The 13162-nt window shown below is 35.0% G+C and carries 12 protein-coding genes; 3 read left to right on the top strand and 9 right to left on the bottom strand.

Annotation, left to right across the window (positions count from 1 at the left end; all coding sequences use genetic code 11):
* Window positions 1-4 precede the first annotated feature (4 nt).
* The 9 genes from rpsS to rpsL form a co-directional block, all read right to left on the bottom strand.
* Window positions 5-283, bottom strand: coding sequence for a 30S ribosomal protein S19 (gene rpsS, locus FND99_RS11185; protein WP_115889866.1), 279 nt, complete (start codon window positions 281-283; stop codon window positions 5-7).
* Between the two features lie 6 nt (window positions 284-289).
* Complete coding sequence (gene rplB / locus FND99_RS11190) at window positions 290-1114, bottom strand: 50S ribosomal protein L2 (protein ID WP_035650459.1); 825 nt, start codon at window positions 1112-1114, stop codon at window positions 290-292.
* A 9-nt stretch (window positions 1115-1123) separates the two neighbouring features.
* Window positions 1124-1414: a 50S ribosomal protein L23 gene (rplW, locus tag FND99_RS11195; RefSeq protein ID WP_091496652.1), complete on the bottom strand. Its 291-nt coding sequence runs from the start codon at window positions 1412-1414 to the stop codon at window positions 1124-1126.
* Between the two features lie 7 nt (window positions 1415-1421).
* Window positions 1422-2051 carry a 50S ribosomal protein L4 gene (gene rplD / locus FND99_RS11200; RefSeq protein ID WP_144338059.1) on the bottom strand — a complete coding sequence of 210 codons (630 nt, stop codon included), beginning with the start codon at window positions 2049-2051 and terminating at the stop codon, window positions 1422-1424.
* Window positions 2051-2668: a 50S ribosomal protein L3 gene (rplC, locus tag FND99_RS11205; protein ID WP_057124294.1), complete on the bottom strand. Its 618-nt coding sequence runs from the start codon at window positions 2666-2668 to the stop codon at window positions 2051-2053. Before rplC ends, rplD begins: the two co-directional genes overlap by 1 nt.
* Window positions 2669-3073: 405 nt before the next feature.
* Window positions 3074-3379 carry a 30S ribosomal protein S10 gene (gene rpsJ, locus FND99_RS11210; protein WP_007803605.1) on the bottom strand — a complete coding sequence of 102 codons (306 nt, stop codon included), beginning with the start codon at window positions 3377-3379 and terminating at the stop codon, window positions 3074-3076.
* A 10-nt stretch (window positions 3380-3389) separates the two neighbouring features.
* A complete protein-coding gene (gene fusA, locus FND99_RS11215) occupies window positions 3390-5546 on the bottom strand; it encodes an elongation factor G (protein ID WP_144338060.1) in 2157 nt (718 codons plus the stop codon).
* Between the two features lie 10 nt (window positions 5547-5556).
* Window positions 5557-6033, bottom strand: coding sequence for a 30S ribosomal protein S7 (gene rpsG, locus FND99_RS11220; protein WP_026727879.1), 477 nt, complete (start codon window positions 6031-6033; stop codon window positions 5557-5559).
* Between the two features lie 24 nt (window positions 6034-6057).
* Complete coding sequence (gene rpsL / locus FND99_RS11225) at window positions 6058-6441, bottom strand: 30S ribosomal protein S12 (RefSeq protein ID WP_007136570.1); 384 nt, start codon at window positions 6439-6441, stop codon at window positions 6058-6060.
* Between the two features lie 167 nt (window positions 6442-6608).
* Here rpsL and FND99_RS11230 point away from each other — a divergent pair, with 167 nt between their 5' ends.
* The 3 genes from FND99_RS11230 to FND99_RS11240 all read left to right on the top strand — a co-directional run bounded on the left by FND99_RS11230 (window position 6609) and on the right by FND99_RS11240 (window position 13113).
* On the top strand, window positions 6609-8327 hold the full coding sequence (locus FND99_RS11230; protein WP_144338061.1) for a BamA/TamA family outer membrane protein: 1719 nt from the start codon (window positions 6609-6611) through the stop codon (window positions 8325-8327).
* An 85-nt stretch (window positions 8328-8412) separates the two neighbouring features.
* The gene (locus FND99_RS11235) at window positions 8413-11661 is read left to right on the top strand and encodes a SusC/RagA family TonB-linked outer membrane protein (RefSeq protein WP_144338062.1); all 3249 of its coding nucleotides are present in this window, start codon (window positions 8413-8415) and stop codon (window positions 11659-11661) included.
* A gap of 6 nt (window positions 11662-11667) precedes the next feature.
* The gene (locus FND99_RS11240; protein WP_144338063.1) at window positions 11668-13113 is read left to right on the top strand and encodes a SusD/RagB family nutrient-binding outer membrane lipoprotein; all 1446 of its coding nucleotides are present in this window, start codon (window positions 11668-11670) and stop codon (window positions 13111-13113) included.
* Window positions 13114-13162: the final 49 nt, after the last annotated feature.

The raw sequence follows: 13162 nt of genomic DNA on the forward strand, positions 1-13162 counted from the left end.
CTTCTTATTTTTTACCTTTATTTTTTGCTCCAGCATGACCTCTAAAAGATCTAGTTGGTGAAAACTCTCCTAATTTGTGACCTACCATGTTTTCTGTTACGTAAACTGGTACAAATTGACGACCGTTATGAACTGCGATAGTTTGTCCAACGAAATCTGGAGTAATCATTGAAGCTCTAGACCAAGTCTTTACTACTCCATTTTTACCACTTTCTACGTTTTCTTGAACTTTCTTGTCTAATTTATAATGAACGAAAGGTCCTTTTTTTAATGAACGTGCCATATCTTATTATTTCTTTCTACGTTCTACGATATACTTGTTACTCGGGTTTTTCTTAGAACGAGTTCTGTAACCTTTAGCTGGCAATCCGTTTCTTGAACGTGGGTGCCCTCCAGAAGAACGTCCTTCACCACCTCCCATAGGGTGATCAACTGGGTTCATCGCTACTGGTCTAGTTCTAGGTCTTCTTCCTAACCATCTTGTTCTACCTGCTTTTCCAGATACAACTAATTGGTGGTCAGAGTTAGAAACAGCTCCAATTGTAGCCGAACAAGTTAACAAGATCAATCTTGTCTCACCAGATGGCATTTTAATTGTTGCATATTTCCCGTCTCTTGCCATTAACTGAGCAAAAGTTCCAGCTGAACGAGCAATTACAGCTCCTTGTCCTGGACGTAACTCAATACAAGATATAACAGTTCCAAGAGGAATTCTGCTTAAAGGCAATGTATTACCAATTTCAGGTTGAGATTCTGGACCAGAAACTAGCTTCTGACCAACTTTCAATCCGTTTTGAGCAATTACATAAGTTTTCTCACCATCAGCATAAGCTAATAAAGCGATAAATGCAGTACGATTTGGATCGTATTCGATTGATTTCACTGTAGCTGGAATTCCATCTTTAGTTCTTTTGAAATCAATAATACGATATCTCTGCTTGTGACCACCACCCGTATAACGCATGGTCATCTTTCCTTGACTATTTCTACCTCCAGAGTTTTTTATCGGCGCTATCAAAGAGCGTTCCGGCTTATCAGTTGTAATGGCGTCATAACCATTCACAACTCTAAATCGCTGACCTGGGGTAATAGGTTTTAATTTTCTTACTGACATTTTTCTATCTTAGATATTGTTGTAAAAATCAATTGTTTCTCCTTCTTGTACTTGAACAATAGCTTTTTTATAAGCATTTGTCTTTCCACTGATTAAACCACTTTTAGTGTATTTAGTAGATCTATCTGGTCTCACATTCATTGTGTTAACTGAAACGATAGTTACTCCATAAGCAGCCTCAACAGCTTTCTTAATCTCAACTTTGTTTGCTTTTTTGTCAACAACGAATCCGAAGCGGTTTAGAACTTCACTTTCTTTGGTTACTTTTTCCGTTACTATAGGTCTAATAATGATACTCATAATCCTATTATTTGCTTAAATTTTCTTCAATTAACTCTAAAGAACCTTCTAAAAGCACTAAATTATTAGTGTTTAAAATAGCGTAAGTGCTTAATTCAGAGCTAGTTACGACATTTGAAGCCTTTAAATTACGTGACGACAAATATACGTTTTTATTCGACTCTCCCAACACAAATAGAGATTTTTTATTTTCTAACCCTAAAGCTTTCAAAACGTTAATGAAATTTTTAGTGTTCGGCGCATCAAAATTAAAGTCTTCTAAAACGATAATATTTGATTCTTTTGCTTTGATTGAGAAAGCTGATTTTCTAGCCAATCTTTTTAAAGCTTTATTCAATTTAAATGAATAACTTCTTGGTCTTGGCCCGAAAACTGTTCCTCCACCTTTAAACAAAGGATTCTTAACACTTCCTGCACGAGCTGTACCCGTACCTTTTTGTTTTTTAATCTTACGCGTACTTCCAGTTACTTCAGCTCTTTCTTTAGCTTTGTGAGTACCTTGTCTTTGATTAGCAAGATATTGCTTAACATCAAGATATACAGCGTGATTGTTTGGCTCAATTGCGAATACTGAATCAGAAAGTTGAACTTTTCTACCAGTATCTTTTCCGTTGAAATCTAATACTTTTACTTCCATTACTTCTGAATGATTACGTAAGAGTTTTTGTGCCCAGGAATACATCCTTTAACAACAAGTAGATTCTTCTCAGCAACTACTTTTAAAACTCTAAGGTTTTGAACTTTCACATTATCTCCTCCCATTCTTCCAGCCATACGCATTCCTTTGAATACTCTAGATGGATAAGAAGAAGCTCCTACAGAACCTGGCGCTCTTAAACGATTGTGCTGACCATGAGTAGCTTGTCCAACACCACCAAAACCGTGACGTTTAACAACACCCTGGAAACCTTTACCTTTAGATACACCTTGTACATCTACAAATTCTCCTTCTTCAAAAATAGAAACATCAATAAGATCTCCTAATTTTTGTTCAGTTGCAAAATCTTGGAATTCAACGACTTTTTTCTTAGCAACAGTTCCAGCTTTTTTAAAGTGACCTAAAGCCGCTTTAGTAGAATGTTTCTCGTTTTTGTCATCGAAACCAAGTTGCAACGCTTCGTACCCGTCAACACCTTTGGTTCTGACTTGGGTAACAACACATGGACCAGCTTCGATTACCGTACAAGGAATGTTTTTCCCGTTTTCATCAAAAATACTAGTCATGCCGATTTTCTTACCAATTAACCCAGACATAAATATTAATTATTAATTACTAAAATTCCCTTCAATTTGAAAATAACAGAAATTTCCAAACAGGGAGTGCAAAAGTAGGCATTAAAATTGAATATACCAAACAGTTATAAAAATTAAATCGCTCATAATCAAAATCCAAGCTTCAAAATGATGATCAAAACAACTTTTTTCTTCTCCATTTTTGAAACATATTTTTTAATATTTAGACAATCCATACTTAACAATTCCATAATAAAACTTAAACCTAAAACTTTCGCATCCCTTTAAAACAAAGGTTTTTAGACAAAATTTAAAGACACACAAAACCATAAAACACTTAAAAAATACACGAAACAAAATCAAAAATTAAAAACAAAAAAAGCGAGACGTTTCTGTCTCGCTTTTTATATAAAAAATATAAAAAAATTATACTTTAATCTCCACTTCTACTCCACTTGGCAATTCAAGTTTCATTAAAGCATCAATAGTTTTAGATGAAGATGAATAAATATCAATCAATCTCTTGTATGACATTACTTCAAATTGCTCTCTCGCTTTTTTGTTAACGTGCGGAGAACGTAATACAGTGAAAAGTTTTTTGTGAGTTGGCAACGGAATTGGACCTGTTACAACTGCTCCAGTAGTTTTTACTGTTTTTACGATCTTTTCAGCAGATTTATCTACCAACATGTGATCGTAAGACTTTAGTTTTATTCTGATTTTTTGACTCATTTTCTTAAAATTAAGCGTTACCTTTTGCTTTTTTGATTACCTCTTCTGAAATATTAGAAGGTGTTTCTGCATAGTGAGAGAACTCCATTGTTGAAGTAGCTCTACCAGAAGATAATGTTCTTAATGTAGTTACATAACCAAACATTTCTGATAAAGGCACATCAGCTTTAATAGTTTTAGCACCATTTCTATCACCCATGTCATTAACCTGACCTCTACGACGGTTCAAGTCACCAACGATATCACCCATGTTTTCTTCAGGAGTAATAACTTCGATTTTCATGATTGGCTCAAGAATAACAGCTCCAGCAGCACGTCCTGATTCTTTATAACCCATTCTAGCCGCTAATTCAAAAGAAAGAGCATCAGAATCCACAGGGTGGAAAGATCCATCTAATAAAGTTACTTTCAAACTATCAACAGCGTATCCAGCTAATGGACCTGTTTTCATAGCCTCACGGAAACCTTTTTCAACAGCAGGAATATACTCTTTCGGTACGTTACCACCTTTTACCTCATTTACAAACTGTAATCCAACTGGGACTTTACCATCAACTTCATCAGCAGGCTCGATTCTAAATACGATATCACCGAATTTACCACGACCTCCAGATTGTTTTTTGTAAGTTTCTCTATGTTGTGCAGATTTAGTAAACGCCTCTTTGTATTCTACTTGTGGCTCACCTTGATTAACCTCTACTTTAAACTCACGTTTCATACGATCAACTAAGATATCTAAGTGAAGCTCACCCATACCAGAAATAATAGTTTGACCAGAAGCCTCATCAGTTCTTACAGTAAATGTTGGATCTTCTTCAGCTAATTTAGCCAAAGCCATACCCATTTTATCAACGTCAGCTTTAGTTTTAGGCTCGATAGCAATACCAATTACAGGCTCTGGGAATTTCATAGACTCCAAAATAATTGGATTCTTTTCATCACACAAAGTATCTCCAGTTTTGATATCTTTAAATCCTACAGCAGCTCCAATATCTCCAGCCTCAATAAATTCGATCGGATTTTGTTTGTTAGCATGCATTTGGTAAATACGAGAAATTCTCTCTTTGTTACCAGAACGAGTATTTAATACATATGAACCAGCATCTAAACGTCCAGAGTAAGCACGGAAGAAAGCTAAACGACCTACGAATGGGTCAGTAGCAATTTTAAATGCTAAAGCAGCAAACGGCTCTTTTACATCTGGGCGACGTAAGATTTTAGTTTGATCTTCTTCTAATAACTCAGCATCATCAGGGTGAATTCCTTCAATACCTTCTTTATCCAATGGAGATGGCAAATACTTACAAACAGCATCTAACATAAATTGAACTCCTTTGTTTTTGAAAGAAGAACCAGCAAGCATAGGAATGATTGCCATATCGATAGTTGCAGCTCTTAACGCATTGTTGATTTCTTCCTCTGTAATAGAGTTTTCATCTTCCATGTATTTATCTAAAAGATTCTCATCATAAGTTGCGATCTCTTCGATAAGGATAGAACGGTAGTGCTTTACATCATCAACCATATCAGCTGGGATATCAACGATATCAAAAGTAGCTCCTTGAGTTTCATCATGCCATACAATAGCTTGATTTTTAACTAAGTCAACAATACCTTTAAAATCTGCTTCATCACCAATAGGCAAAGTAATTGCAACCGCATTCGATTTCAACATATCTTTAACCTGCCCGCATACAGCTAAAAAGTTAGCACCTTGACGGTCCATTTTGTTTACGAATCCCATACGAGGAACTCTATATTGATCTGCAAGTCTCCAGTTAGTTTCTGATTGAGGCTCAACACCATCAACTGCACTAAATAAGAAAACCAATCCATCAAGTACACGTAAAGAACGGTTTACCTCTACAGTAAAGTCAACGTGTCCAGGAGTATCAATAATATTAAAGTGGTAAGGCAATGATTCTGGAAGAACTTTACCTTGCTCAGTTGGAAAATTCCAAGTACAAGTTGTAGCAGCAGAAGTAATTGTGATACCTCTTTCTTGCTCTTGCGCCATCCAGTCCATTGTTGCAGCACCATCGTGTACCTCACCAATTTTGTGTGACTTTCCAGTGTAAAAAAGAATACGCTCAGTTGTTGTTGTTTTACCAGCATCAATGTGAGCAGCAATCCCGATATTTCTTGTATATTTTAAATCTCTAGCCATTTCTTACGAATTAAAATCTAAAGTGAGAGAATGCTTTGTTAGCTTCTGCCATTTTGTGAGTATCCATTCTTTTCTTAACCGCAGCACCTTCTTCTTTAGCCGCAGCTAAACACTCAGAAGCTAAACGTTGTGCCATAGATTTTTCATTTCTTCTTCTTGAATAAAGTATTAACCACTTCATTGCCATAGAAATTTTTCTGTCTGGACGAATCTGCATTGGAATTTGGAATGTAGCTCCACCAACCCTACGGCTACGTACTTCTACGTGAGGCATAACGTTAGTTAAAGCATCTTTCCAGATCTCTAATGAAGTTTTCTCATCATTTTGCTTTTTAGTTTCGATGATATCAATTGCATCATAAAATACTTTAAAAGCTGTAGATTTCTTACCATCCCACATTAAGTTATTCACAAAACGTGTTACTAATTGGTCGTTAAACCTTGGATCTGGTAAAAGTGGTCTTTTCTTTGCCGCTCTTTTTCTCATGTCTTTTTCTTAAAAGTTTTTAAATTACTTTTTTGCTTCTTTTGGGCGTTTAGCACCGTACTTAGATCTTCTTTGCGTTCTTCCTGCAACACCTGACGTATCAAGCGCTCCACGAACGATATGATATCTAACACCTGGTAAATCTTTTACCCTTCCACCTCGCACTAATACTATCGAGTGCTCTTGTAGATTATGTCCTTCTCCTGGGATGTAAGCATTCACCTCATTACCATTTGTCAAACGTACACGCGCAACTTTACGCATTGCAGAGTTTGGTTTTTTTGGTGTAGTAGTGTAAACACGCGTACAAACCCCTCTTCTTTGAGGACAAGAATCTAAAGCAACCGATTTACTCTTCTTAGTGATCTGAGTTCTTCCTGTTCTTACTAATTGTTGAATTGTTGGCATAATTAATACTAAAAATTATTATGTTTATTAAATTCCCGCTTTTTACGGGGTTGCAAATGTATAAAATATTTTTCACTATACAAACGTTAATTCATTAATTTTCAACAACATTATTTAGACTTATGATTTTATAAACAAACATTCGATATTTGCAATACTTTTAACGAATGAAAAAACAGCTTTTGAAACAAATATTATTTTTATTCTTTTTCTCTATTACAAGCATTTGCAGTCATGCGCAAAATTTTCACTTGACAATAAACGGAACTAATCAATCTGAAAACCAAATAATTGATTCACTCAACTATAAGTCTATCCATCCAAACATAAAATCACTTCTTGATGAAGTAAACAGCACTTCTGAAAAATTACTGAAAACAGGGTATTTAGAAAACAATATCTTAAACACAACTCAAATAAACGACACCACCTACCATTCAATAATAGAGCTAAAAAAGCAAACAAAATTCATACATATATATATAGGTATAAACAATTTATTATTTGATTCTGAAAAAGCAAAAAATGACACCATCATTTTGCCATATAGCGAAGTCGAAAATTTCTTAAATCAAAAAATAATTGATGCGGAAAAACAAGGTTTCGCCTTAAGCAAAATCAAATTAGAAAACATCAAAAAAAGGAATTCCATAATTTATGCCGACTTAAATTTTAAATCAGAAAAAAAAAGAACAATAAATTCCATCATTCTTAATTATTCAAATTCAAAGGAAAAAGATTTTTTTCCAAAAGGACACCTAAAACAACTAAACAAAAAATACTTAAACAAAACTTTTAATCAAGAAACAACACAGCAACTTTACGAGGAGATTAATAGTTATGAATTTATTTCACAGACAAAATATCCAGAAATATTATTCACTACAGATTCTACCAAAATTTACACCTATATAGAAAAAAGAAAAGCAAATACATTTGATGGTTATATTGGGTTTTCTAACGACAAAAACGAAAAATTAAACATAAATGGATATATAGACATTTCACTTTTAAACACTCTTCGTGCTGGAGAGCAATTTTCTTTATATTGGAAAAGTGATGGAAACCAGCAAAAAACCTTTAATACTAGATTAGAAATTCCATACATTTTTAAATCACCGCTAGGCATAAAAGCGCAATTAAACATTTTCAAACAAGACAGCACATTTCAAAACACAAAAACCTCAATTGATCTCGGCTACTTTTTAAATTATAATTCTAGAATTTATGCCGGTTATCAAGCAACAGAATCAAGCGACATTCAAAACATCAATAATTCGCAAATTAGCGATTTCAAAAATGCTTATTTCACATCAAGCTTCGATTACAAAAAAATCGACCACATCAACAATCTCCTGCCTAAAAAAGCTTATATAAACTGGGTAATTGGCTATGGAAAAAGGAACACTAATTCTTCACCAGAGACCGCAGGGTCAAGCAAGCAATTTTATACAAATATTAATGCCTCGTATAACTTTGAGATAAATGACAAGAATTTCATTAACATAAATTCACAAAATTTTTATCTTAACAGTAAAAATTATATTTCAAATGAATTATATCGTTTTGGGGGCATGAATTCCATCCGAGGCTTTTTAGAAAACAGTCTTCAATCCAACCTCAATTTTTTAATTCTAACAGAATACCGATACAAATTTTCACGAAATATTTACGTACACACAATTGCAGATTACGGTATTTATCAAGACTTAACGTCATCTATTAATCCAAATGAGACAAAAAAACTAATTGGCCTAGGAATAGGTTCTGTACTGCAGACACCAAATGGACTATTGAAGATAACTCTTACAAACGGAAGTCAAGATATTCAAGAATTACAATTATATAACACTATCGTAAACATATGTTATAATGTTAAATTTTAGCAGGAACTGAAAAAAGTTTAATCTAATATTAGGATAGTTAACAAATTATTAAGAGTTTTGCGATACTAATTCAAAATATTTAAAAATGAAACTAAAGTTCAATGGATTCTTAGTGCTTTTATTAGTACTAATGGCGCAACTTACTTTTGCGCAAGAAAGAGCCGTTACAGGAACTGTTTCTGACAATGCCGGAATGCCTTTGCCAGGTGTTAGTGTATTAGTTAAGGGAACAAAATCTGGAACGCAAACTGATTTTGATGGTAAATATACTATCAAAGCATCATCAAGCCAAGTTTTGGTATTTAGCTACATTGGTATGAAAACCCAAGAAGTAACTGCGAGTTCTACTTCATTAAACGTAAAATTAGCAGCAGCTGCACAAGAACTTGAAGGAGTTGTTGTAACAACTGCATTAGGTATTAAAAGAGAGAAAAAATCTCTTGGTTACTCAGCACAACAAGTAACAGGCGACCAAGTATCAACAGTTCCAACTGGAAACTTTGTTAACAACTTATCAGGAAAAGTTGCTGGTCTTAGCGTAACTCAAGGTACTAACTTTGCAGGATCTACTAACGTGGTTCTTAGAGGTTACAAATCACTTTTGGGAGACAACCAGGCTTTATTTGTAGTTGATGGTGTGCCAATCTTAAACAGCAACGTAAACAGTCTTGACCAAAAAAGTGGTAGAGGCGGATATGACTACGGTAACGCTGCATCAGATATCAACCCAAACAACATTGCAGACATCAACGTATTAAAAGGTGCTGCTGCAACAGCTCTTTATGGATCTAGAGCTCAAAATGGTGCGATCATCATTACTACTAAAAAAGGTAAATTAAGAAATGAAATGTCAGTTGAAATTTCTTCTTCTTATACTATGTCTACAATGGACAAAAAAACATTCCCTAAATACCAAACTCAATATGGTGAAGGTTATGTTGGAGAAAGCAGCTGGGGTGATTACAATGGACAAAAAATGGCTTCGACTGGTGATGACGCTTCTTATGGTCCAAAATATACTGGTGAACTAGTTTGGCAATATGATGCTTTCACTCCAGGATCACCAAATTTTGGTAAACAAACTCCATGGCAGATGGCTAAAAACGGCCCTTCTACATTTTTCCAAACAGGTACTTCAACTGTAAACAACATCGCAAGAAGCGGTGGTACAGACAAAGCTACTTACAGATTAACGTACTCTAACACAAATTCAGGAGACATTTTGCCTAATGCTTTATTAAGCAAAAACAACTTCAATGCAACTTCTACTTACAAATTCAACGATAAGTTAAGTTCTACATTTAATGCTACTTATGTTTCTCAAAACACAAGAAACAGAAACACTACTGGATACGGAGGTAACCAAATCGCTGGATTCAGACAATGGTGGCCAACGAACGTTGACCTTCAAGAACAAAAAGATTTGTATTTCAAAAGCAGACAAAACTACACTTGGAACATAAATGGTCCAGATGATTTAACTCCTGCTTTCTGGGATAACCCATATTTCCAAAGATACGAAAACTACAACAATGATAGTAGAAAGAGATTTGCTGCGAATGCAAGTATTACTTATGATGTAAACAAAAACATCAGCTTAATGGGTAGAATGGGTACTGACGGATTCAACATGACAACTGAAAGTAGAATCGCTGTTGGTTCTTACCCTAATGCTATTGGATCTAATCCAAACTTATTAAATCAGCCACCACAGTTTTCTGGTTATGCATTAGATCTTTATGATTTTAGCGAGCAAAACTATGATTTCTTGGCTACTTACAAAAAAGACCTAACTGAAGATTTAAACCTTAACTTCATTTTAGGTACTAACTACAACGTACAAAATAACTTTTCTGAGCAACAAACAACTTCAGGAGGATTATATATTCCAGGATTGTATACAATTTCTAACTCAAAATCTGCTCCAACATTACCTAGAACGGTTAAAACAAGAAAAGAAGTGTTAGGTTTATTTGCACAAGCAACATTAGGATACAAAGGAACTTACTACTTAGAAGGCTCTGTTAGAAGAGATCAATCTTCTGCTCTTCCTGCAGACAACAATGCATATTGGTATTCTGCAATATCTGGAAGTGTTGTTTTCTCAAATTGGTTAAAAGATGTTGAATGGATTAATTTCGGAAAATTCAGAGCTGCTTATGCACAAGTAGGTTCTGACACTCAAGCGAACGTGCTTTTGAACACATATAATGCACAAACTCCATTTGGAACACCATCTTATGCTTACAATACAACGGCTAAAAATGCAAACTTAAAACCACAACAATTAGACAACGTCGAGTTAGGGGTTAATATGCAATTTTTAAACAACAGACTTGGTTTTGACGTAGCTTGGTTCCAAAACAAAGCTTACGACCAAATTTTACCATTGCCTGTATCAACAGCTACCGGATCAAGCTTTAACAACTTAAATGCTGGTACATTAACAACAAAAGGATTTGAGGTTACATTGAACTTGACTCCTGTTAAAACAGAAAACTTCGCATGGGATATTTCTGTAAACTGGTCTAATCCTAACACACAAGTTACAGAATTAGCTCCTGGTATTGAGAACATCCAAATTAACACTCTTCAAGGTGGTGTAAGTATTAATGCTCCACTTCACAAAGATTATGGTTCAATCTGGGGAACAACTTATGTAAGAGATGCTTCTGGAAATAAAGTAATCGGATCGAATGGTGCTTACCTAGTATCTACAACTACTGACAATAACTTAGGAACATACCAAGCAAAATGGATTGGCGGTATCAACAACAAATTCGCTTACAAAAACATCTCTTTAAGTTTCTTAATTGATATGAAAAAAGGTGGAAGCGTATTCTCACTTGATCAATACTATGGTTACGGAACAGGTATCTACGAAAACTCTGTTGGAAATAACGATTTAGGAAACCCAATAAGAAACACTATCGCTAATGGTGGTGGAGTTATATTAGATGGTGTTAAGGCAAATCCGGCTTACACGCCAGGAGGTACTCAACCACAATACATTAAAAACGACATTAGATTAAGAAGAGATCAGTCAAGTCAAGTTTTAAATACTGACCCTCCTGCAGCAGAATATGTTTACGATGCTGGATTTATAAAATTAAGAGAGGTAGCTTTAACTTATAACTTGCCATCAAGTATATTAGGAAAATCAATTAAAGGAGGTTCATTTAGCGTAATTGGAAACAATTTATGGATCATTGACAAAAGCCTACCTTACTCAGATCCAGAAGCTGGTTTGTCTTCAGGAAACACTCAAGGATGGCAATCTGGACCAATGCCGACTGCAAGAAATATTTCTTTTAACGTCAAATTAAATTTCTAAAAAAAAATGAAAAAGATAATAGCAATACTAACAATTGGTTTGTCAATGACAGCCTGTGTTAGTGACGATATAAACACAGATCCAAACAGTGCGTACACAACCGTACCTGGATCGCTTGTAAATTATGCTCAAAAAGAGTTAAGTGATTATGTAAATACTCCTAACGTAAATGAGAATAATTTCAGATTAACGATGCAATATTGGCAAGAAACAATCTATGTTAATGAAAGTAACTACGACTTTACAAACCGTAACGTTTCAAACCAAATCTATAGAGATAATTACGTAAACGTATTGAATAATTTAGGTAAAGCTAAAGAAATCATCAATGCATATGTACCTACCATTACTGAAGCTCCAGGATGGGAACTTAACAAAAAAAATCAGCTAGCAATGATCGACATCATGCAAGTGTACACGTATCAAATTTTAGTAGATACTTTTGGAAATATTCCTTACACACAAGCTGCAGATCTTAACAAATACCCATTGCCTGCTTACGATGATGCAGCTACAATCTATCAAGATTTAATTGCAAGAATCAATAAAGATCTTGCTAACTTAGACGTCAATGCTGTAGGTTTCGGTAGCTTTGATGAAGGAGAGAATATTTATGACGGAGATATTGCAAAATGGATCACATTTGCTAACTCTTTAAAATTGAAACTTGGAATTGCAATTGCAGACGCAAACCCTACATTAGCACAAACTACAGCGCAAGCTGCCATCGCTGCTGGTGTAATGAAATCTTCTGATGACAACGCTCAATTCAATTATAGAAGTGAATCACCAAACTTCAACCCATTATACGAAAACTTGTCTACTAGAAATGACTTCATTGCTGGAAAAACACTAGTTGACTACATGAATGCGTCTTCTGATCCAAGAATTAGTAAATATTACAAATTAGCGGCTGATGGTTCAGGTGTATACAAAGGTCAAATAATTGGTTCACCAGGAAGTTACCGTGTTTTTTCTCGTATAGCAAATTTCGCTTATACTGAAACTACTCCAGGTGTTTTATTAAACTACACTGAAGTTGCATTCTACATTGCTGAGGCAAATGCTCGTTGGACTCCAGGATCAGCTGCTGCAGCTTATGATACTGCGGTTACTACTTCTATTACAGAATGGGGCGGTACAGATGCACAAGCTGCCGCTTACCTAGCTGCTCATCCATATGACGCTGCAAACTGGAAAAAATCTATTGGAGAACAAGCTTGGGTTGCTATGTACAATCAAGCTTTAACTTCTTGGAATTTCTGGAGAAGATTAGACTACCCAGTTTTATTGGCACCTGCTACAGCGATTACTAACGCTGGTGGAAAAGTTCCTGTAAGAATGACTTACCCTGTTCTTGAACAACAAGTAAACAGCACAAACTGGAAAGCTGCTTCAACAGCAATCGGTGGAGACTTATTGACTACAAAACTTTTCTGGGATAAATTCTAATTTTATACCGAAAAACTTAATAGTAAAACCACTCTGTTCATTCAGAGTG

The sequence above is a fragment of the Flavobacterium daemonense genome (assembly GCF_007341385.1).
In the GTDB taxonomy this organism is placed as follows: Bacteria; Bacteroidota; Bacteroidia; order Flavobacteriales; family Flavobacteriaceae; genus Flavobacterium; species Flavobacterium daemonense.

Bases quoted from the DNA above. Each gene is read 5' to 3' on its own strand.
- rpsS (WP_115889866.1), bottom strand. From the start codon at position 283: ATGGCACGTTCATTAAAAAAAGGACCTTTCGTTCATTATAAATTAGAC.
- rplB (WP_035650459.1), bottom strand. From the start codon at position 1,114: ATGTCAGTAAGAAAATTAAAACCTATTACCCCAGGTCAGCGATTTAGA.
- rplW (WP_091496652.1), bottom strand. From the start codon at position 1,414: ATGAGTATCATTATTAGACCTATAGTAACGGAAAAAGTAACCAAAGAA.
- rplD (WP_144338059.1), bottom strand. From the start codon at position 2,051: ATGGAAGTAAAAGTATTAGATTTCAACGGAAAAGATACTGGTAGAAAA.
- rplC (WP_057124294.1), bottom strand. From the start codon at position 2,668: ATGTCTGGGTTAATTGGTAAGAAAATCGGCATGACTAGTATTTTTGAT.
- rpsJ (WP_007803605.1), bottom strand. From the start codon at position 3,379: ATGAGTCAAAAAATCAGAATAAAACTAAAGTCTTACGATCACATGTTG.
- fusA (WP_144338060.1), bottom strand. From the start codon at position 5,546: ATGGCTAGAGATTTAAAATATACAAGAAATATCGGGATTGCTGCTCAC.
- rpsG (WP_026727879.1), bottom strand. From the start codon at position 6,033: ATGAGAAAAAGAGCGGCAAAGAAAAGACCACTTTTACCAGATCCAAGG.
- rpsL (WP_007136570.1), bottom strand. From the start codon at position 6,441: ATGCCAACAATTCAACAATTAGTAAGAACAGGAAGAACTCAGATCACT.
- FND99_RS11230 (WP_144338061.1), top strand. From the start codon at position 6,609: ATGAAAAAACAGCTTTTGAAACAAATATTATTTTTATTCTTTTTCTCT.
- FND99_RS11235 (WP_144338062.1), top strand. From the start codon at position 8,413: ATGAAACTAAAGTTCAATGGATTCTTAGTGCTTTTATTAGTACTAATG.
- FND99_RS11240 (WP_144338063.1), top strand. From the start codon at position 11,668: ATGAAAAAGATAATAGCAATACTAACAATTGGTTTGTCAATGACAGCC.